Raw genomic sequence first — 21413 nt, 5'->3', positions numbered from 1 at the left:
TCTCCTCCTTAGCTACCTGTACTTTGATATTTGGTTAAACCGAATTTCCAGAAACGCAGACTTGCGGCCAGACTCAGGACGGCCACAACGACAATGGCAACAAGAACCCATGCACCTAGTTCGCCGCGAAGCAGATAGAGTGACGGAACATAGTTGACGAAACCTACCGGGATTACGGTCAGCAGAATGCCAGACATCCATTTGGGATACAACGTCAGGGGATATTGAGCAGCCGTACGCGCTGCATCCTCAGTGATGGTCTGCAGCTCCTCAATACGTGTGGTCCAGAATCCAAGCGTTGCCGTGGCAAGCCCAATCGAAAAAAGAATAATGGCTCCGGTCAGGATGACGAGCAGAGAGAAGGGGATGACAGTCCAGCCGATCTGTCCGCTATGCATGATGCCTGCCAGAGACCAACAGAGAATAAACCCGCCTTGTAACACTTCACCAGCCATGATGCGGAAGTTTTGTGGCAGTAATGCCAGCAATACGGGCATGGGTCGGGTTAACAGTTGATCGAGTTCGCCGCCGACTAAATATTTTTCCAGATGATGCACTTCGTTGCCAAACGTTCGATATAGTGTCTTGGATAGGGTCATGATCGCGAAGAGGTAACCAATTTCATGAAGAGACCAGCCTTTAATGGCTCCGAATTTGTGCAGCACCAGAGCAACCATCAGAAACTCGGAGATTTGAATCAATGCGGCCAGAACGGAGCCCATGATGAAATTGAACTTGTATTGCATCCGACTGCGGATGCTTGTTCGAATGAGCATTTTATATAAAGAGAACCAGGAAGTTGTTTTCATCCGCCCTGCACCTCCACTTTACGGCGTAGTACCTGGGTTATCGCCAGACAGACGAATGTCATGAGGACGCACCAAATCAAGGTTCCCCATAACAAGGAGCCATTTTCATAACCCAGATAGATTCGGGTCGGGACATAGAGCAGGAAAGGATAGGGAGATAACCAGGCAATTCGTTCAAGCCAGTCTGGCAGCCATTCCAGCGGAATGAAGAAACCAGCGAGCAGATTCATCATGGCGTGATTGCCCCAATGCAGCCAGGAGGACTCCGTAGTCCACATCGCGGTGGCGCCAATAATGTAATTCATACAGATGGATAAATAGGATGCGCCGGCAAGACCAATTGCGGCAAATAGCAGGGTTGAAGCTTCTGAGGGCCATTGCAGAGAAAATACGATGGAGAAGAGCAAGTAAATTGGAATGCTTTTGTACACGAACTGGTAGGCAACCTGCCCCCATTCACGTGCCATCAGGTGGGTAAACAGATGAACCGGCCTCATGAGATCAAGCGCGATCTGCCCTGTCCTTACCGTGAGTGGAATACCCAGTCCATTGGTGAGAAAACCCGAGATCCAGAGAGAGGATTGCGTAAAGGCAATGTAACTGACCATCCCCTGTGTCCCGTATTCTCCGAGAGAGTGGTCGGCCCCGATGCCGATCCAGAGACAGGCATACATGTAACCGAACATGGCGCTTGCCAGGTTATGTACCATGTGGGCACCGCGGTATTGCAGATTCCGGGAGTAGGCTTTGGAAGCCAGAGTGAAATAAAGCATGTGACACCTCCGATAAGTTGGTTGAACGGCGGTCCCGTTCACTTCAGTCAAGGCGAAAAAGAGAGAAGGACAACAGCATACCAATTTATTCCTTCACAGGCAAGACATTTTTTTGGCATATACCGGAAGAAATGAGGCTGTTCAACAATGCGCCACAAGACAGCGGTTTGTCCGTTCCTTTATAATTGAGGGGCAAGAACGCAAACGTTTACAATATAAACTATTCAAATTTTAAATAATCCGCCGAGCATGTGCCTGACGATTGAGGATACAGCTTAACAATCCGGCAAGAGAGAAGGTTGGAATGAGGAAAATTGCATGGGTCACGGACAGTACGAGCACACTCGATCCGCTATTTGCTGAGCAGAATCATGTTTACATCGTACCTCTGCGCATTGTATTTGGAGAGGAATGTTACCGGGAGACGGAGGACATCTCGTCGGAACTGTTCTATGAGAAACTTGGCGAGGCATCACGGGCAAGCAGTTCACAGCCGCCGATTGGCGAGTTTATTGAACTGTATGAGTCGTTGAAAGGCCAGTACGATGAGATCATTACCATTCATTGCTCCACTGAACTTAGCGGAACGTTGCATACATCGATGCAGGCTGCCGAGATCGCAGGTGTGACGATTACCGCCATTGATTCCAGAGCAGGTGCATATCCGTTGCGGGAGATGATCTTGCAAGGACTGGAATGGCAGAAGCAAGGCTATTCAGCATCCGAGATCAAAATTCATATCGAACAGATGATAGAGAACATGTCCTTTTACCTCATTCCGGCGAGTCTCCAGAATCTTCACCGCAGTGGTCGTGTGTCGGGGACCCAGCTTATCCTTAGCCAATTGTTGAAAATTCATCTGCTCTTACGATTTGAAGAGGGCAAAGTGGTTGTGAATGAGAAAATACGTACGTTTAAACGGGCCAAACAGCGCATGCTGGATGTGCTTAAGGTGGATATGGGGAAAGTAAAACATGTTTGTATTATGCATGCGAATAATCAGGAAGAAGCCGTTACAATCAAACAGCAGATTGCAGATTTGCTTCCCCGTTTAAAAACAGAAATTATGCCTTTTATCCCTGTGGTAGGAATTCATGCAGGTGCAGGAACGATCGGACTGTGCTGGATACGAAGCGAGACGGTATAAGGTTGTAAATGAGACCTGACAGGAGGTTCACTTTGAAACATGAAGTGGCGATCCTGCCGGGTTTTTCGTATTTCATTGCCAATTGATGCAAACTGTGAGGTAATAAAGGAAAACATTCATGTTGGAGGGAATCTGGTGTCAAGTTATCGCTTGCTGCTTGTTGAAGATGATCGCTCAATTAGTGAAATGGTCGGTCCTTATTTGGAAAAAGAGGGTTATGACGTCTCTTATGCATATGACGGATTGGAGGCGGAACGTCAATTCAGTCAATCACAATCAGGCTATGACTTGGTCATTCTCGATCTGATGCTGCCACACAAAAATGGTATGGAAGTGCTCCAGACCATCCGTGCCACCAGTCTGGTGCCTGTGCTCATCCTGTCTGCAAAGGATGGAGAGGTGGACAAAGCCCTTGGACTTGGATTCGGCGCGGATGATTACTTAAGCAAACCCTTCTCATTGATCGAGCTGACCGCACGTATCAAGGCGGCTATTCGTCGTGCCAACTATACCGCACAGCCTGTACCTTCAGCCGCTCTCAAGGCACAGCGCATTCACATTGGCGGACTTGTGGTCGATACGGAAACGTATGAGGTTGAGCGTGATGGTATACCTGTAAAGCTTACTTCCAAGGAATTTGGCATTCTCAAAATGTTTGTCACCCACCCTGGCAAAGTATTTACCAAGGCTCAAATCTACGCTTCTGTCTGGAACGATCATTATTACGGAGATGAGAATATCATTAATGTTCATATGCGCCGTCTGCGCGAAAAACTGGAAGTTGACCCATCCAACCCACGGTATATCAAGACATTGTGGGGCATCGGTTATAAGCTGGAGGTGGACCAGGCGTGACGCTGATCTTGGCCTGTTCTACCGGGATATTGGCTCTTGTCGTCATTCTGTTGAGCGTAAGGCTACATAAACGCAGTACCCATCTAACATACATACACGAGAAATTGAACGATATCATAGATAAAGGCACGTTTGAGCGCCTGCTCGTCTTTAACAGTGATCCCCAAATCAGCCAGCTACTTAAGGACATGAATCAGCTGCTGGATCATGCCCATCGGGCCATGGCAGGTTATGCCAATCAGGAAAAGGAAATGCGTAATATGCTTTCCAACATCTCACATGATCTGAAGACACCGCTTACGGTTGTGCTTGGTTATAGTGAAACACTGCTGCACAGCACCTCCCTAACAGATCAGGAACGCGTGATTATGACTGGCAAAATCCAGGATAAGGCGCAGGAGGTACTGCGTCTGATTCACTCCTTTTTTGACCTGGCGAAACTGGAGTCCGGGGATACCGAGCTTACACTGACCAGGGTCAATGTAAGCGAATTGTGTCGCTTGAAGATGCTCTCTTTTTATGACATGTTAACGAATCTGGGTCTGCAAGTGGAGCTGTCGATTCCGGAAAATGATGTTTTCGTGAAAGGCAATGAGGAAGCACTGGACCGTGTGTTGGATAATCTAATCACCAATGCCATGAAATATGGAGCAGATGGCAAGGTGCTTGGCCTTTCACTGGATTATTCATTAGGAGAACAGGTGACGCTTAGCATCTGGGATCGAGGCAAGGGCATTCCTGAACAGGAGCACAGCCGTGTATTTGAACGCATGTATACGCTGGAGGATTCCCGCAACCGTCTCTATCAGGGCAGTGGTCTGGGTCTGACCATTACGAAGCGGCTGGTGGAGCGTATGGGCGGAAGTATTGAGCTGCATAGTGTATCTTATGAACGGACAATATTCTCGGTTGCTCTAATTCCTTGTTAAATGCATTTTTAGACTCTCGATTTAAGCTTAAGGTTTTTGTAAGATTTGAGTAATAAAAAAGAAGACTTTTCTCTTTACAATACAGATATAAGAACCCGTCAGGGACGAACGTAAAGGAGAATAAGAACATGACATATATTGCGCGGACTATAGGTGTGACCAAAACGTATGAAGGTACAGAGGTTGTATCCAACGTCAATATGAAAATCAAGCAAGGGGAGATTTACGGGTTCCTGGGTCCAAATGGAGCGGGGAAAACAACAATGATGAAGATGCTCACCAATCTGGTCAAACCGACCGTAGGGGAGATTGAATTGTTCGGGGAAAAGCTCACGCCTACGTCCTATGAACTGCTGAAGCGCATGGGCAGCATCATTGAATATCCTTTTTTCTACGATAAATTGTCCGCGAAGGAAAATCTGGAGCTTCATTGTGAATATATGGGATTCTACAACAAAAAGGTCATTGACAATATGATGGAAAATGTAGGTCTGAAGGACACGGGCAAAAAGCCGGTCCATGACTTCTCTCTGGGGATGAAACAGCGTCTGGGCATCGCTCGCGCGCTTATCACAACTCCGGAACTGCTCATTTTGGATGAACCGATCAACGGGCTCGATCCCGTAGGAATTAAGGAGATGCGCGATTTGTTCAAACGTCTCAGCTCCCAGTATCGCATTACCTTGCTGATCTCCAGCCATATCCTCGGAGAAATTGAACAGGTTGCAGACACTGTTGGGGTTATTCGCAATGGACGTCTGGTCGAGGAAGTATCAATGGACAGCATTCGTGGGAGCCACAGCGAGTACATTGAGCTGCAAACGCTGAATCCGCGTAAAGCGACCTATGTGATAGAACATCAGCTGGGGTTGAAAAATTATAAAATGATCGATGACCATACGGTACGCATCTATGATCCGGGCATTGCTCCATCGCAATTGACAGGCAATCTGATCCAGCATGGCATTGAGATCGAATCCATTTTCAAACGGGCACATTCGTTGGAAGAACACTTCATGAACTTAATGAAAGGGGATGACGACGTTGCTTAAACTGATCCAGTTGGAATTGCGCAAACATCGGTTTGCCCGGAACTTCAGAACGGCAGGTATTGCCAATCTTGTCCTGATTCTGTTTCTTATCCTGATCGGATTCACCGATCAGGGCGCAGAAGATAACGCCTTTGCCAATTATCAAGTCTCCTTCATGTTAATAGATACGTTCGCCAGAGCCGTTTTTATCATCTTTGGGGGCGCGTTGATAGCGAAACTGATTATCAGTGAGTATCGAAATAAAACGATGAATGTCATGTTTACCTACCCGATCAAAAGGCATAAAATCATTGCTGCCAAATTGATTATTGTGTTTGTTTTTACTTTCATGATGATTTTGTTTACCGATGTGCTGATGGGGGCATTATTAGTTGTGGCAAACCACTTCTATGACTTCATTCCCGACACGTTGACGATGCGTGATGCAGTGGTACTGTTGCTGAAGTATACCGTTAGTTCCCTCTCCGCTGCAGGCATGGCCCTGATTCCTTTATTCTTCGGGATGCGTAAACATTCAGTCACGACCACACTGGTATCATCTATTCTGCTTGTACTTGTAGTATGTTCAGGATTCAACGGGCCTACGTTCTCCATCAACACGCTTATCGTGATTCCACTGACACTGGGGGCGATTGGACTGTGGATTGCTTCGCTGTCCATGATTCGTCTGGAGACAAAAGATGTGAACTGATTCCTCTGGAAACCATACTCCGTATGGCTTCACATGCCATTGACATCTGCTCGTACAAGGGATAGGATAATGTCAACTGAAGGACGAAGGAGAATGCAACTACCATGACGATTCCAAAAACATTAACAATCGCTGGTTCGGATACGAGCGGCGGTGCTGGGATTCAAGCAGATTTGAAAACTTTTCAGGAGCTTGGTGTGTATGGCATGACTGTGCTGACTACCGTTGTGGCGATGGAGCCTGATACGTGGGATCACCAGGTCTTTCCTGTGGAATTAAATGTAGTCGAGGCTCAATTGCGTACCGTTCTGGATGGTATCGGTTTTGATGCAATGAAGACGGGAATGTTGGGTTCTGTAGACATCATTGAATTGGTTGCGAAGCACATCCGCCGGAGCGGACTGCCACAGATCGTTATCGATCCGGTCATGGTCTGCAAAGGTACGGATGAAGTGCTGCAACCTGAGAATACAGAAGCAATGATCGAATTCCTGTTGCCGGGTGCTGATCTGGTTACCCCGAATCTGTTCGAAGCATCGCAGCTGGCGAAAAGCGGACCGATCCGCTCCAAGGAGCAGATGGAAGCTGCAGCAGCTGTCATTCACGATCATGGGGCGAAACATGTCCTGATCAAGGACAGAGGCGTTATTAACCCGGGCAAAGCGATGGATCTTCTCTATGACGGAACGAACTACGAATGGTTTGAAGCCGATGTTGTTGGCTCCGGATATACACACGGTGCAGGCTGCACCACATCTGCGGCAATTACCGCAGGTTTGGCGCGTGGTCTTACCGTGAAAGAGGCTGTTCGTGAAGGTAAAGCCTTCGTGACCAAAGCGATTGCCGGCGGATTCCCGCTGAACCGCTTTGTTGGCCCAACGTTGCATGTAGCACACCGACTGGAGAATCAACGCTAAGCGGTGCGCACGTGTAGTGTGTAATCGTGGAGAAAAAGCGTGGTTTCAGCCGAAAGTAGCTGTCAATGAGCAGGGGATTGCTCGTTGACGGCTTCTTTTTGTGCGAAAACGTATGGAATTTAGTAACTTTTGGTATATATTAATCGTATATAAGATGGAGTTCATTCCAGAACATGGCTGGACACACGGACGACACACGGAATCGTTATGTTAACAACAGAATGCTAAAAGGAGAGTCGGCCATGGTCAGAACAGTGCTTCTGGTGGAAGACGAAAGCCGCATTCGTGAGATTGTGGCCGATTATTTCATAAAAGAACAATGGAACGTAATTGAAGCAGAACATGGGGTGGAGGCGCTGGAATTGCTGGCACGGCATGAAGTGGATCTGGTCATTCTGGATGTGCTGATGCCAGAAATGGATGGATGGACCCTCTGTGGGCATATTCGATCCCAGTCGACCGTACCTATTATAATGCTGACTGCCCGATCGGAAGATGATGACAAGATTCATGGCTTTCAGCTCGGTGTGGATGATTATGTGACGAAGCCATTCAGTCCTCGTGTGCTGGTGGCACGTGCAGAGACATTAATGAAGCGGGTAGAGGGTGCGGTTAGCAAGGAACAGAGCGTGATCCGGTTTGGATGTACAACACTCGATCCATGGGCACGACGGCTTGAGAAAGATGGAGTCGAAGTGGAGCTTGCTCCCAAAGAATATGACCTGCTGCTGTATTTAACGCGTAATCAGGGAATTGTACTGTCCCGTGATGCCATTCTTAATCGGGTATGGGGATATGATTTTGAGGGAGATTCGCGTGTGGTGGATACCCATATCAAAAAGCTTCGCAGCAAGCTTGGGGATGAAGCCAAGTGTATCCGAACCGTTATTGGTACCGGTTATCGATTCGAGGCCGAGGCATGAGACGTAACGGTGTAACGATGAAACTGTTTCTGGTCATGGCCGGATTTCTACTTCTTTTATATGGAACAACGGTGATTGCCCAGCTGGTCTGGTTCCCGGACTTTTACCAACATCAGAAAATCAGCAGCATTAAGAAAAAATTAACGAAATTCGAACAACAATACTCGACTGGACATTGGAACGATGTGCAGCTGGCGAAGGAAACCGGAAAGTTCATGCGACAGAATCAGTCGCATCTGGTCATTCTGACGAATACAGGCAAATTGATCAACGATCCATTCCATATCGTGCTTCAGCAAGAGGATGGCAAGCAGGTAAATGTATCGCTGTCGTTGTTTATCAACAGTGAAAATGCAGGTTGGCTTGCTTCACACTTGAAATATGGCCAGCAATTGACTGTAACAGGGTCGGCAAGTGGCATGAGTGATCCTATGGTTTATCCACTCAAGATACAGGACCAGAGCTCCGTCGTCAGAGGAACAGAAGATTTTCAGGAGTTAACAGAACCGGTAGAAGTATGGTCGGGAACACTCAAGGAAGTTGTTCTTCCCAACCTGGGGACATGGAGCCAGAGACAGGGTCTGCTCGTGCAGGCGCTGGATAGCCGCTTCCCTCTATCTACGGAGGACCAGCTAAGTCTCGCTAATGGAAAAATGATTAATGAGGAATGGACCGATAGCTGGAGTGGTGTACGGAATGTGCTTACCATTGCTCCGGTGCACAGCTCAGGACCCCAGCAGCAGCTCATTTTTTCTCTGACGTCCTTGCAGGAGATGAGGGAGGCGAGTGAAGCAACACAATTATTCTATGCGTATTTTGGTATTGCTGCATTCGTACTCATTGTGTTCCTCTCACTCCTCCTGTCCCGAATTGTCACCAAGCCGTTGCTTGCTCTAAACCATGTTGCCAAAAAGATGTCCACCCTTGATTTCACGGTGAAATCGCCAATTCGCCGCAATGACGAGATTGGCAGTCTGTCCAATAGTCTCAACGCGCTGTCGACGACACTGGGTCAGACCTTGGAAGAGCTCAGGCAGGCGAACAGTCAGATGCGTACTGATATGGAAATGAAGCAGCGTATTGAACAGCGTCAACGGGAATTTTTTGCCGATGCATCCCATGAGCTCAAAACGCCAATCAGCATCATCAAAGGGTACTCCGAAGGGTTGAAAGATGGGGTCAGTGAGAGCAAACGTGAGCGTTACATCGAGATCATTGCCGATGAAGCGGTCAAAATGGAAACGATGGTCGAAGAGATGCTGGATCTGGTACGGCTGGAATCCCAAGCGATTAAGCTCAACACTGATGCAGTAGCTCTTGGAGATATGATTGAAGATATTGCCGGACGTCTGGGTCCGCAACTGAAGGAAAAGGAACTGGATGTCGTATTGGTCTCCACCACAGAGCAGACCGTTGAGGGAGACCGCAGCAAGTTAGAGCAAGTCATCTACAATATGATGATGAATGCTATACGTCATGCCGTTCCCAAGACCGATATTATGATTGAGATCAGCCGGCCTGAAGGGCAGGTTCGAATCTCCATCGAGAATCAGGGTGAGCAGATTTCGGAAGCGGAGCGCCAGTACATCTGGGAAAGATTCTACCGTGTGGAACGCTCGCGTAATCGCAAAATGGGGGGAACCGGGCTCGGCCTGGCCATTGCGAAGCAGATTCTTGATTTGCACGGATGCAGTTATGGCGTGGAGAACACGACGAATGGAGTCCGTTTTTATATTAATTTTCCTAATGCTTAGTACGAAGGGGAGTCAAGTCTATGAAATCTTTACCATCCATTCTAACGTTGGGCAACCTAACTTCAGGCATGCTGGCTGTCATAATGGCTATCCATGGCGAGTTTGCGTTGGCTGTGACGCTGATTTGGGTAGCGATGTTCTTTGATCTGTTTGACGGGTTCGCTGCCCGTAAGCTGCATTGTGAAGGTGAGTTCGGCAAAGCGCTGGATTCACTGGCGGATGTCATTTCGTTCGGGACCGCACCCGTGCTGATCCTGTATTTGAACTCCATGAACGAAGTAAATGCGCTGGGTATGGCGCTGACGGCATTATTCCCAGTTTGTGGTGCATTGCGTCTCGCCCGTTATAATTGCCAGAAGACAGCAAGCCATGGTTTTGTTGGCATGCCGATTACGTTTGCAGGCGGTCTGATGTCCTTTTTCGCGCTCTGGAGTCCTTATTTCACTCATGGTGTAGCCTATCTTGTCATTATCGTATTATCCGGTCTAATGGTTAGCCAAATCCGATTCCCGTCTCTAAAACAAGTGCTAGCCCCCCATGAGAAGGATATTGTGGAACCGAAATAAGGAGCGAGTCAGTATGGAATTTGCAAGAGAATTTATTGGTCAATATGGTTATTTCGCAATCTACGGACTGCTGGCTCTTGGCGTGATTGGCATGCCTATTCCGGATGAGGTGATGATGACCTTTGTCGGTTATCTCGCCTCCATCTCGGTGCTGAATTATTCGGTATCCATCGTTGTCAGTTTTGGCGGAGCATTTACTGGAGGACTTCTAAGTTACACCATTGGCAAGAAGGCCGGTCGGCCCTTGGTTGAGAAGTATGGTAAATGGGTCGGGGTCAACGCCAAACGGCTGGGCAGGGTGGAGTCCTGGTTTTTGAAATACGGGTACTGGTCCATCATACTGGGCTACTTCATTCCAGGTATTCGTCATCTGATGTGTTGCTTCTCCGGGATCAGCCGCATGGCCATAGGGCGATACGTGCTTGTCTCCAGCATTGGGGCGTTTATATGGTGTGTGGTCTTTATATCGATCGGTTTTTACGTGGGTGTGTTAACTTAAAATGGGACAGCCTGTTATAACAGGCGAGGATAAAGACCTTTTGCATGTAAAGGGGTCTTTTTTTGTTTATGTATTAATCAACTCTATTGAAAAATAAAAAAAGCTCACCGTGTATTGCTACGGCGAGCTGATACATAAAATTTTTGTTACCCACTTAAATGGGAGTCTTCAATACCTTTCTCAACACGGGCTTCCCCTTTTTTGCGTGCAAAGGTGATTTTGAGCAAAGGTGGTGTAACTAGCGTTGTAACGATAACCATGATGACCACACTGGTGAAATACTCAGGGTCGAGCAATCCGGAAGCGAGTCCGGTGGAGGCGATAATAAGAGCCACTTCTCCTCGTGAAATCATGCCTGCGCCGATGGCAAGGGAGGATGAGCGGTCAAATCCGGTTAGACGCGCACCTGCTCCTCCGCCAAGAAGCTTGGTAACAATGGCGATGAGACTGATGACAACAATGAACCAAATTTGTGAACCGACACCCTCAAAGGTAACATTCAAGCCAATACTTACAAAGAATACAGGGACAAAAATGCTGTAGGCAATCGGCTCCAATTTGGTTTCGACTTCATGTTTGAAGTTTGTTTGGGAGATGGCGATACCCGCCGCAAATGCACCGATAATGCCGGCAACACCCATCCACTCCGCGAAGTATGAAAATCCGAAACAGATAATCAAGCCCGCGGTAATGACGGTCTCCGTGACCTTCAGCGGTGCCATCCACTTCATGATGCGTGGAACAAGGAACCAACTGGCAGCGATAATAATAACAAAGAACAGCAGCTTTTTGCCAATGAGAAGAGGGATTGATGTGTCTCCTGCACCAGTACCGAGCAAACTCATCATGACAGCGAGAATGACCACGACCAGGACATCATCTACAACAGCTGCACCCAGAATCGTGGTGCCTTCACGTGAGCCTAACTGATCCATGTCCTTCAACGTCTGGACAGAGATACTTACGGATGTTGCACAGAACAAAAGTCCAAAGAACAAAGCGTGTGTCTGCGACATGCCGAAGGCTATTGCCGAACCGTATCCCCCGATAAAAGGTAAAATAATACCCCCCACGGCCACGGCAAAGGCAGCCTTCCAGTTTTTCTTCAATTGCTCCAGATCGGTCTCAAGTCCGGCAATGAACATGAGCAGCAGTACCCCAATTTCGGCCATATAATGGATGAAATCATTCGGTTGAACCCAACCGAGCAAAGCAGGTCCGAGAATGACACCAACGATTAATTTCCCTAATACGGACGGTTGACCAAGTCTTACCGACAAATCTCCGGCCAACTTGGTGAAAATCAGAATAAGCGCAAGAACCAAAATAAATTCCATAGGTGTGCTCCTCTCCAGCAGTAGCGTTTATAGGATTACCTGTCCAAGGGGGGATCATTCCAAGCTTTAAGAACAGAAAAAGGCATAAAACAGCGCTTGTTTAGAGTGCCGCTTTATGCCTGAAAAAAGACAAGGAGGGCCCTTGGTGACAGGCTCCTCCAGTTCAACGCGTATGTGATTAATTGCATTAATTATACCACAAATACAGGATGGGGTAAACTAGTCAAGGTGAGCTTTTGATGAAAATAGCCTTAAGAGGGCACTTTAAAGGTACCTAACGAGGCTTTTTGTTCAGAGTGTTGTCACTTAACAGTCGAGAAATGGCAAGATATAATGAGATAGAACATAGAAGTTAGGATATGAGGAGGATTTTTCATTGGGCAAACAGGACAAAGGGGACCCGAACATTCAATCCAATCAGATTGCCCCGACCAGTAATAAAAATTTCGCAGGTCTCATTATTACCATTTCCATTCTCGCCAACGTCATTATTTTATTGTTGTTCTTTGCACCGTCTATCGGATACAAAGGCGATGTGGCCTTTGACATTACAATTTTGCCGCGGTTTAACGCCGTGTTCAACAGCTTCACCTTCATCTTTCTGTTGGCGGCATTGATTGCAATCATCAAACGGAATGTAAAATTGCATAAACGGTTCATCCTTGCTGCATTCTCAACGACTCTTTTATTTCTTGTTACGTATTTGTCGTTTCATTATCTATCTCCTGAAACGTCCAAATACGGCGGAGAAGGCATCATTCGTTCCATTTATTTCTTCATTCTGATTACACACAGCATACTGGCAGCCATTATTGTGCCGCTTGCTCTGTTCACGCTGGTATGGGGATGGACGAATCAATTGAAGAAACACCGTAAAATTGCTCGCTGGACGATGCCAATCTGGCTCTACGTTAGTTCTACGGGTGTAGTTGTATATCTGATGATGGCACCTTACTATTAATATTTCACATATCATGGGCATATCCGGCTCGCCCTGCGGGTAATGATTTCAAGGAAGGAGGATTCACACTTATGTACAGAGTTGTATTGATTCGCCATGGACAGAGTATGTGGAACGTGGAGAACCGTTTTACCGGTTGGACGGATGTGGATCTGACGACCGATGGATACGGAGAAGCACGTAAAGCGGGAAAGATCCTGAAGGAACAGGGTTTTGATTTTGACTACGCCTATGCTTCGGTACTTAAACGCTGCATTCGAACACTGGACATTGCACTCGATGAGATGGACCGGATGTGGATTCCAATCACCAAGACGTGGAAACTGAATGAACGTCACTATGGGGCACTGCAAGGACTGAACAAACAGCAGACTGCGCTGAAGTACGGCGAGGAGCAGGTGAAGGAGTGGAGACGCTCTGTTAGCGTATCTCCCCCGGCCCTGGACGAAACAGATGATCGTTATGTTCAGGATCAGGACAAGTATCAACGGCTTGGCTGCACCATCCCGCGTACCGAGAATTTGATGGATACATCGAAGCGGGTACTGGAGTATTGGAATGCAGAGATCAAACCGGTTGTGTCAGCAGGCAAAAGGGTACTGATCTCCGCGCACGGTAATACGCTCCGTTCACTCGTCATGCATCTGGACCAAATGTCCGAAGCGGACGTAATGGCGCTTAATATCCCGACAGGCATTCCGTTGGTTTATGAACTGGATGAAGACTTACATCCGATCGGTCACTTTTACCTGACTGCGGATGGTTCCACGTACAAACATGAGGAAATGACTCATGTCGCACCACCGTCGGATTGATTGGACAATTGTTCTAACCGTGCACAATTCACTGTAGTAACAATGAGTTCAACTTATACAGCATGTTAGAAGATGGCTCCTGAATATTCAGGCGGCCATTTTTTACGTTATAATGGTTCACTCTTTAATTTTAGCGATCGCATCAGACGTTTCGTTTTTCTCCTACAGGGTAATCTCAAGCAAGACACGATGTACATTAATCCTGAAGGAGGAACAACATATGTCTAAGAAAAGTGGAATCATTGTAACAGCCATTGGAGCAGGCGTAACTTACTTGATGAGGAACAAAGAAGCAAGGGATAAGCTGTTCAATACGGTATCAGGACTGATGAAAAATTCAAGTTCATCTTCAAAACCGTCTTATGGAAGCAAAAAAGGTTCACGTGTGATTTAAAATAGATTTTGGTATAGGAGTCAATTAGCATGAGAAGCCCGGAGCTGGTAAGGTCCCGGGTTTTTGTGTGCGCTCATATGTCATATGCGATTTTTGCCAGCAAGAATGATACAATGGAAACTTGCAGAACGTATGGAAGGGGATGTACAACATATGAAGAAAAATCGTCTGGGTTCATCCGAACTCATGGTTGGTGAAATTGGGCTAGGTTGCATGTCGCTTGGAACCGAAGTGAGACCTGCCGTAGCCCTGATTCATGAAGCTTTGGATCGTGGTGCTAATCTTCTGGATACCGCTGACCTGTATGATGCAGGACAAAACGAGGAAATCGTGGGCCAGGCCATTCAGGGACGTCGGGATCAGGTCATTGTGGCAACCAAGGTTGGAAATCGTCGCATACCGGGAAAAGAAGGCTGGTCATGGGACCCGTCCAAAGCCTATATTAAACAAGCTGTACGAGACAGCCTGAAACGGCTTCAGACGGATTATATTGATCTGTATCAGCTGCATGGCGGCACAATGGATGATCCAATCGAAGAGACGATCGAAGCCTTTGAGGAACTGAAGCAGGAAGGTCTTATCCGATATTACGGTATATCCTCTATCCGGCCTAACGTAATTCGTGAATATGTACAACGGGCTTCCATTGTCGGCGTGATGAATCAATACAGCGTAGCGGATCGCCGGGCTGAAGAGGAAGTACTGCCTTTATTGGAGCAAAAGGGCATTAGTGTTATCGCTCGTGGACCTGTGGCAAGTGGGGTTCTCGCCGATTCTGGTGCTGCCAAGGCAGATAAAGGTTATCTGGATTATACACCTGAGGAGTTGCATACCATACGCCAAGGACTGAGCCGTTTGGTTACAGACAATCGCAGCATGGCTCAAACGGCCATTCGTTATGCGCTAGCGCATCCGGCTGTTGCTGCTGTTGTGCCAGGTGCCAGTTCGAGAGAGCAGTTATTGCATAATATCGCAGCATCGGAATCCGCACCACTTACGGCTGCGGAGATTAACGAAATACGGGAGTCTAGCCCCGCCAATCTGTACAAGCAGCACCGTTAAACGTTAGCAGCCTATTTTCAATTGTAACTATACAAGGTACAATGAAGGTCAACCATAAAGAATCAAATAAGGGAGAGAAGACATATGGAAAGAATTCAAAGTGAGCAACAATATCGCGATACAATCAATTCTGACGGTCTTACCGTCATTAAATTTGATACAACCTGGTGTCCGGATTGCAAAAACCTGGATCGCTTTATCGGGGACGTTATCGACCAGCATGCAGATAAAACCTTCTATGCCCTGGATGCAGAAGAGTTCCTGCCGTTTGCTGAAGAGAACGGTGTACGCGGCATTCCAAGCCTGCTCGTATTCCAGAACGGCAAGAAAATTGCGCATCTGCATAGCAAATGGGCAAAAACGCCTACTCAAATCTCAGAGTACCTGCAGACTTTGGAGTCCAAGGTATAACGGAATCAGTTCGTTTAGATCGCAGTAGTCATACAAAACGCCTCTTATCGCTGATAAGGGGTGTTTTTGCTATTGGAAAAGAGAAGGGAATGTTTAAAGTGGAAGCGAAATCGGGTTGTTGATGAGGTTGCGTAAAATAAAAATGGCGACCAGGTTCCGAAGGGAACAGGTCGCCATTGTTTTTTTGTTACATGACTCGAAGATATGTTTACATCATTAAAATGAAAAAGAATACGGCTGCCAGCACGAAGCGATAAACTGCAAAGACGGTCAGACTCAGTTTTTTCAAAATGGACAGGAACGTCTTGATGGCAAGCATGGCTACGATAAAAGCGGCAATGAATCCAATCGCGAAGATCGGTAAATCGCTGGTATTCAGGTGATCGATACTTTTGTACAGATCATATCCTGTGGCTCCAATCATAATCGGCACCGAGACCAGGAATGTAAATTCAGCTGCAGCAACCCGGCTTACCCCTGCGAACAGTCCACCGGAGATCGTCGAACCGGAACGGGAGAAGCCTGGCCATAATGCGAGAATCTGAAAAAGTCCCACAACAAATGCTTGTTTATACGTAATATCGTCTACATCATGGGTTGTAATGCGCTCACTTCGGTGGCTCCAACGTTCAGCCACAATCATCAGAATACCACCAATAACGAGACTGTACAGTACCGTTTGTGCACCAAACAGATGCGCCTTGATCCAGTCCCGGAATACAAGTCCAATGACCACGGCAGGAACCATCGCCAAGAAGATATGTATGAGGTTCAGACGGGAGGTGTAGCTCCGTTTGCCTCCGGTGAAGCGGAACATATCAATGAATTTGTTCCAGTACAGCACAACGACAGCAAGTACAGCTCCGAGTTGCACAACCACCTCAAACGTTTTGACTGACTCGTTGTCCTCCGATAATCCCAGCAAGTGGGCGGTCAGAATCATGTGTCCGGTCGAGGACACGGGCAAAAACTCAGTCAAACCTTCGATGATGCCCATAATAATCGATGATATAAAGTCCAATTCTCTTCCTCCTTGAAATGCAGATGACAGCAAACAGGCTGTCCTGCTTGACAATGCCCGTTCATTTGAACAAGGCTATCATCTATTATGATCACAAATGCGCCCAACTTCAACTTATGCTTGTAATGAATTGTTTAAAACCATATTGACAAAAACCTAGTTATCCAATAGGATATACATTAACTGACTGACTGATCAATCGGGAGGATAAGCAAATGTCTAAAAACAATCATTTGGAACCCGGTGAAGAACGCCGGGACCAAATTATACGCATAGCGATGGAGCGTTTTGCGACACAGGGCTACCATCAGACGAAAATTTCCGATATCGTCCGGGAAGCCGGCGTTGCGCAAGGCACCTTTTACTGGCACTTCAAAAGTAAGGAAGCCATTGCCTCGGAGATTGTGTTAACCGGCAGGGAGGAGCTGCTTGAAGCGATCGGACAAGGCTATCGCAAGGATGCCGGATCGGTTGAGGATATGGTGAGAGCTTCGGAACGGCTGTTTACCGATTTATTTTCCTTTGCAGCGGACAATCGTTACTTTATGGAATTGTTGCTCAAAGGCATCGTGTCGGAAGAGTCGGTACGTCGTCTGGTCGAGGAGACACGGGGTGCGGTGGAACAAGCGTTTCGTCACAACATGCAACGGGCCATTGAGCTAGGCATGCTGCCCAATTCCATGGATGTACCGCTCCGTGCTGCGCTGCTGGTTAGCATGATAGAAGGCATGATTATGCGCTGGCTGTTTGGCTCGGAGGAGTTGCACAGCGAGTTCTCATCGATGACCGCAACAACGCTCGCAGCGGAGGCGGCAAGCTTTGAGTTTTACGGACTGCTCGGCACATAAAAAGGTGTGCTGTACCCGAAGCTTTATTTTCAACAACTGGATTAAATATTCACATGATTAAGCCAGCAGCAGGGAATAATGGGTACACCTGCGGTTTAAGAAGACAGGAAACAGAAGTTTCAAGAAGAAATGACTACATGGATGAGAGGAAGTTAATGACATGAATAAAACATATGGAATGAAATCCCGTAAAGGATGGACTTTAACAGCCCTGCTGCTAATGACCGTGCTGGTACTCAGCGCTTGTGGCAGTAAAGCTACGGACAATGGAAGCAGTAATGGAGCACAGGCGAATAATGAACTGGAGCAGATCAAGTCTGCTGGCGTCATCAAAGTGGGCATGATGGGCACATACGCACCATACAACTTCCTGAATGATAAGAAAGAAATGGACGGCTACGATGCAGATATCGCACGTGAGGTTGCGAAGCGTCTTGGGGTTGAGGTTGAATTTGTATCCCAGGAGTTCTCCGGCCTGACACCAAGTCTGCAAGCCAAAAAGCTGGATGCCATCATCAGCCAGATGACGATTACCGATGATCGGAAGAAAGTACTGGATTTCAGTGATCCGTATATTACGAACCAAGTCAAAATCATTGTGAAAAGTGATAACAATGATATTACCAAGTTGGAAGATTTCAAAGGAAAAACGATTGGCGTAGGTCTTGGTACAAATGATGAAACGTATCTGCGTAATGAAGTGCTGCCGAAAGTGGGCGACTTCACGATTAAAACCTATGACGATGTTATCTCTTCACTCAAAGACCTGAATGCTGGACGGATTGATGCCACAATCAACAACATGTATGCGCTGAAACCCATTGTGGATGCCAACGGATTAAATATCAAAGCCGTAGGTGAACCGATTAAGAGTGACCAGGCAGGAATTGCTGTGCGCAAAGACAATCCAGAACTCGTAGCAGCACTGAATGATGCTCTCAAAGGCATGAAAGATGATGGTACGTACAATACCATCTTCAAAAAATGGTTTGGTGAAGAGCCTGCGCAATAATGAACCTGCAAGGCGAAGGGAAGATTTGATCCATGGAACTGGTATTTGAGAATATCCCCTTCTTTCTGAAGGGGGCTTACTATACGCTGTATGTGACTGTAATTTCAATGTTTTTTGCGTTTATCATCGGGGTGCTCGTCGCTATCGCGCGTCTGAAAGGGCCGATGTGGCTTCGAATGATCGCCCGTTTCTACGTATCCATCATGCGGGGAACCCCGCTGCTGGTGCAATTATTCGTTATTTATTACGGGCTGGTCGATTATGGAGTGACCTTGGGATCGCTCACCGCAGCATGTCTGGGACTGAGTCTGAATGCAGGTGCGTTTCTGTCGGAGACGTTCCGCGGAGCCATTCAGGCTGTACCAAAAGGGCAGACGGAAGCTGCATACGCAACGGGAATGACCCCGGCTCAAGCGATGAGACGGATTATCTTCCCGCAGGCTGTGCGCATTGCCATCCCGCCGATGGGTAACACCTTTATTGGCATGCTGAAGGAAACATCACTTGTGGCGGCGATTGGCGTTACCGAGTTGTTGCGGTCAGCACAATTGCTTGTATCACAATATGCGGTGAATATGCCGTTTTATCTGGCGATTGGTGTGATCTACTGGATCATGAGTATCGGCTTCTCGGCCATTCTGGAACAAGTGGAGCGCCGGCTGGCCCGGGCTTACTGATAGGAGGGGAGAACCGGTGATTACAACGACAGGATTGACCAAACGTTTTGGGAAAAATGAAGTTCTCACAAATATAGATCTGCATGTCGATGCAAAAGATATTGTTGTTCTGCTGGGCCCCAGTGGATCAGGCAAAAGTACGTTGCTGCGCTGTCTGAACGGTCTGGAAGAGCTCTCTGGCGGGAAGATTGAAGTCAATGGAGTCGTAGTGGACAGTGCCGACTCGCAGCGAATCCAGCGGGCACGGGTGTTAGAAATCCGTCGGCAGACCGGCATGGTATTCCAGCAGTTCAACCTGTATCCGCACAAGACGGTGCTCGGTAATGTGATGGAAGGTCTCGTGACGGTGAAAAAAATCAAGCGGGACGAAGCGGCCGAACGCGGCAGGATTCTGCTGGATCGGGTCGGGCTATCGGACAAGCAGGATGCATATCCATCCCGTTTGTCTGGTGGACAACAGCAGCGTGTAGCGATTGCTCGCGCACTTGCCATGGAGCCTGAAGTGATGCTGTTTGACGAGCCTACCTCAGCCCTTGATCCTGAACTGGTGGGGGAAGTGCTCTCTGTCATGAAGGAGCTGGCACAGGAAGGCATGACGATGCTGGTGGTCACGCATGAATTGAAGTTTGCCCGGAATGTGGCGAACAAAATCGTCTTTATGGCAGATGGATCAATTGTGGAAGAAGCAAGTCCACAGGCCTTTTTTGAACACCCGACCCAGGAACGGACACGTCGTTTCTTGCAGCAAATTACTGAATTCTAAGAAAGAAGGATAAACATCATGAATGTAACAACTGTATGGAAAGGCAAACGCGCGTTTACTTCCGAAGGGCCCTCTGGCTACGCGGTTGGCATGGATGCTACAGCTGCCTATGGTGGTGACAGTAAGGGTGCTACACCCATGGAATTGTTACTGGCAGGTCTCGGAGGTTGTATGGGGATCGATATCACGATGATTCTGGACGCTTTCCTAGACAAAATTACTGGTATTGAGATTGAAGCACAAGGTACACGCAGTGAAGGTATGCCGAAAGGTTTTACTGCCATTGACCTAATCTTCAAGGTGGACGGCGATATTCCGGACTACCGGATATGGAAAGCCATCCAAATGGCTGAAGAGAAGTATTGTGCAGTTTCCGCTTCACTTAGCGCAGATATTCATCCCAAGCTGATTCTGAATGGGGTAGACACTCCGCGTCCATAATGGCATAAGAGTAAATTTTATACTGAAGAGGCACTTCCAATCCTGGGAGTGCCTTTTTTAGCTTTTTTAACACCTCAACGGTCAGTAAGAAACAGTTAGTAAACAAGTCAGGCTGGATGTTGAGTAAGGTCCCAGATGCCCATCATTTCGGTGATAGCCTGATCAAGTGTTGCAAAAGGAACGCCGTCACGAGCTTGTGTAGAAATCCCTTGCATAAAGGTATCAAAAACGGTGGTCAGCATTGCCACATTCGTGGAAGCAGGAATCTCACCAATATCCACAGCACGCTGGATGCAATCCTGCAGGCGGTTGCGAGTCAGCTTTCTTTTATCGGCGGCAATGTCACGGATATGATTGTTTTTGGAAGAACATGTGCTGGCTGAGAGCACAATTAAACAACCAGATGGATGTGCAGTGTCTGTTTGCATTTTGGCGGTACTTCTTAAAGTTGTTTCAATCGCTTCTCTTGGAGATAGCGTAAGATCCGAGAAGCTTTCCGTAACACGTCCAAACGTACCCATATATCGTTCTACCGCTTCTTTATACAGAGCTTCTTTGGACTCAAAGGCTGCATAAAAGCTTGCTGCTGAAATATCCCCCATGGCTGCTCGAAGCTGGAGTAATGAGGTGGCCTCGAATCCTTGCTCCCAAAAGAGCATCATCGCCTGCAACAGAGCTTCATCCCGATCGAAAATGCGCGGACGTCCGGTTCTTGCCATAAGAGATTCCCCCTTGTTTTTCTTAATTATATACTAA

25 protein-coding genes are annotated in these 21413 nt (G+C 47.4%); 20 read left to right on the top strand and 5 right to left on the bottom strand.

The window, feature by feature from the left end; genetic code table 11:
* Positions 1–8 precede the first annotated feature (8 nt).
* Positions 9–809 carry an ABC transporter permease gene (locus AMS66_RS07245; protein WP_053780158.1) on the bottom strand — a complete coding sequence of 267 codons (801 nt, stop codon included), beginning with the start codon at positions 807–809 and terminating at the stop codon, positions 9–11.
* Positions 806–1582, bottom strand: a complete 777-nt coding sequence (locus AMS66_RS07240; RefSeq protein WP_053780157.1) for an ABC transporter permease — start codon at positions 1580–1582, stop codon at positions 806–808. Before AMS66_RS07240 ends, AMS66_RS07245 begins: the two co-directional genes overlap by 4 nt.
* Positions 1583–1886: 304 nt before the next feature.
* Between AMS66_RS07240 and AMS66_RS07235 the strand changes: the two genes are divergently transcribed.
* From AMS66_RS07235 to AMS66_RS07190, 10 genes are all read left to right on the top strand, one after another.
* Positions 1887–2729 carry a DegV family protein gene (locus AMS66_RS07235; protein WP_053780156.1) on the top strand — a complete coding sequence of 281 codons (843 nt, stop codon included), beginning with the start codon at positions 1887–1889 and terminating at the stop codon, positions 2727–2729.
* A 135-nt stretch (positions 2730–2864) separates the two neighbouring features.
* Complete coding sequence (locus AMS66_RS07230) at positions 2865–3584, top strand: response regulator transcription factor (RefSeq protein ID WP_330219297.1); 720 nt, start codon at positions 2865–2867, stop codon at positions 3582–3584.
* A 2-nt stretch (positions 3585–3586) separates the two neighbouring features.
* Positions 3587–4513: a sensor histidine kinase gene (locus AMS66_RS07225; protein ID WP_144424436.1), complete on the top strand. Its 927-nt coding sequence runs from the start codon at positions 3587–3589 to the stop codon at positions 4511–4513.
* Positions 4514–4641: 128 nt separating this feature from the next.
* Positions 4642–5565, top strand: coding sequence for an ABC transporter ATP-binding protein (locus tag AMS66_RS07220; protein WP_053780154.1), 924 nt, complete (start codon positions 4642–4644; stop codon positions 5563–5565).
* Entirely contained in the window at positions 5558–6256 is a 699-nt protein-coding gene (locus AMS66_RS07215) for an ABC transporter permease (protein ID WP_053780153.1), read from the top strand. The genes AMS66_RS07220 and AMS66_RS07215 overlap by 8 nt, the downstream gene beginning before the upstream one ends.
* A gap of 104 nt (positions 6257–6360) precedes the next feature.
* Complete coding sequence (thiD, locus tag AMS66_RS07210) at positions 6361–7173, top strand: bifunctional hydroxymethylpyrimidine kinase/phosphomethylpyrimidine kinase (RefSeq protein ID WP_053780152.1); 813 nt, start codon at positions 6361–6363, stop codon at positions 7171–7173.
* A gap of 242 nt (positions 7174–7415) precedes the next feature.
* Positions 7416–8096: a response regulator transcription factor gene (locus AMS66_RS07205; RefSeq protein WP_053780151.1), complete on the top strand. Its 681-nt coding sequence runs from the start codon at positions 7416–7418 to the stop codon at positions 8094–8096.
* Entirely contained in the window at positions 8045–9850 is a 1806-nt protein-coding gene (locus tag AMS66_RS07200) for a sensor histidine kinase (RefSeq protein ID WP_160319673.1), read from the top strand. Before AMS66_RS07205 ends, AMS66_RS07200 begins: the two co-directional genes overlap by 52 nt.
* Before the next feature lie 20 nt (positions 9851–9870).
* Entirely contained in the window at positions 9871–10416 is a 546-nt protein-coding gene (gene pssA, locus AMS66_RS07195) for a CDP-diacylglycerol--serine O-phosphatidyltransferase (protein WP_053780149.1), read from the top strand.
* 13 nt (positions 10417–10429) lie between these two features.
* Positions 10430–10915 (top strand): DedA family protein, encoded by a 486-nt coding sequence (locus tag AMS66_RS07190; protein WP_053780148.1) that lies wholly within the window; start codon positions 10430–10432, stop codon positions 10913–10915.
* A gap of 146 nt (positions 10916–11061) precedes the next feature.
* On the opposite strand, the gene AMS66_RS07185 is transcribed toward AMS66_RS07190, so the two are convergent.
* On the bottom strand, positions 11062–12252 hold the full coding sequence (locus AMS66_RS07185) for a cation:proton antiporter (RefSeq protein WP_053780147.1): 1191 nt from the start codon (positions 12250–12252) through the stop codon (positions 11062–11064).
* Positions 12253–12628: 376 nt separating this feature from the next.
* On the opposite strand from AMS66_RS07185, the gene AMS66_RS07180 reads away from it, so the two are divergent.
* From AMS66_RS07180 to AMS66_RS07165, 5 genes are all read left to right on the top strand, one after another.
* Positions 12629–13213, top strand: coding sequence for a DUF420 domain-containing protein (locus AMS66_RS07180; RefSeq protein WP_181014097.1), 585 nt, complete (start codon positions 12629–12631; stop codon positions 13211–13213).
* 71 nt (positions 13214–13284) lie between these two features.
* Complete coding sequence (gene gpmA / locus AMS66_RS07175; protein WP_053780146.1) at positions 13285–14028, top strand: 2,3-diphosphoglycerate-dependent phosphoglycerate mutase; 744 nt, start codon at positions 13285–13287, stop codon at positions 14026–14028.
* Between the two features lie 220 nt (positions 14029–14248).
* The gene (locus tag AMS66_RS32955) at positions 14249–14422 is read left to right on the top strand and encodes a hypothetical protein (protein WP_181014096.1); all 174 of its coding nucleotides are present in this window, start codon (positions 14249–14251) and stop codon (positions 14420–14422) included.
* Between the two features lie 153 nt (positions 14423–14575).
* Positions 14576–15484, top strand: coding sequence for an aldo/keto reductase (locus AMS66_RS07170; RefSeq protein ID WP_053780145.1), 909 nt, complete (start codon positions 14576–14578; stop codon positions 15482–15484).
* A gap of 84 nt (positions 15485–15568) precedes the next feature.
* Complete coding sequence (locus AMS66_RS07165; RefSeq protein WP_053780144.1) at positions 15569–15895, top strand: thioredoxin family protein; 327 nt, start codon at positions 15569–15571, stop codon at positions 15893–15895.
* Between the two features lie 208 nt (positions 15896–16103).
* Here the strand turns inward: AMS66_RS07165 and AMS66_RS07160 are convergent, their stop codons facing one another.
* The gene (locus AMS66_RS07160) at positions 16104–16892 is read right to left on the bottom strand and encodes an undecaprenyl-diphosphate phosphatase (protein ID WP_053780212.1); all 789 of its coding nucleotides are present in this window, start codon (positions 16890–16892) and stop codon (positions 16104–16106) included.
* 239 nt (positions 16893–17131) lie between these two features.
* Between AMS66_RS07160 and AMS66_RS07155 the strand changes: the two genes are divergently transcribed.
* The 5 genes from AMS66_RS07155 to AMS66_RS07135 all read left to right on the top strand — a co-directional run bounded on the left by AMS66_RS07155 (position 17132) and on the right by AMS66_RS07135 (position 20657).
* Entirely contained in the window at positions 17132–17764 is a 633-nt protein-coding gene (locus tag AMS66_RS07155) for a TetR/AcrR family transcriptional regulator (RefSeq protein WP_082350601.1), read from the top strand.
* A gap of 178 nt (positions 17765–17942) precedes the next feature.
* Entirely contained in the window at positions 17943–18776 is an 834-nt protein-coding gene (locus AMS66_RS07150; RefSeq protein ID WP_053780211.1) for a substrate-binding periplasmic protein, read from the top strand.
* A gap of 32 nt (positions 18777–18808) precedes the next feature.
* Positions 18809–19453, top strand: a complete 645-nt coding sequence (locus AMS66_RS07145) for an amino acid ABC transporter permease (protein ID WP_024631428.1) — start codon at positions 18809–18811, stop codon at positions 19451–19453.
* 16 nt (positions 19454–19469) lie between these two features.
* Entirely contained in the window at positions 19470–20216 is a 747-nt protein-coding gene (locus tag AMS66_RS07140) for an amino acid ABC transporter ATP-binding protein (protein WP_024631427.1), read from the top strand.
* Positions 20217–20234: 18 nt separating this feature from the next.
* Entirely contained in the window at positions 20235–20657 is a 423-nt protein-coding gene (locus AMS66_RS07135) for an OsmC family protein (RefSeq protein WP_053780142.1), read from the top strand.
* Positions 20658–20764: 107 nt separating this feature from the next.
* Here AMS66_RS07135 and AMS66_RS07130 read toward each other — a convergent pair whose 3' ends face one another.
* On the bottom strand, positions 20765–21376 hold the full coding sequence (locus AMS66_RS07130; protein WP_053780141.1) for a TetR/AcrR family transcriptional regulator: 612 nt from the start codon (positions 21374–21376) through the stop codon (positions 20765–20767).
* Between the last annotated feature and the right edge of the window lie 37 nt (positions 21377–21413).

This window comes from Paenibacillus xylanivorans (genome assembly GCF_001280595.1).
GTDB lineage: Bacteria > Bacillota > Bacilli > Paenibacillales > Paenibacillaceae > Paenibacillus > Paenibacillus xylanivorans.
The sequence above is the reverse complement of the archived record's forward strand: the minus strand, read 5'-3'. Positions and strand labels throughout refer to the sequence as shown.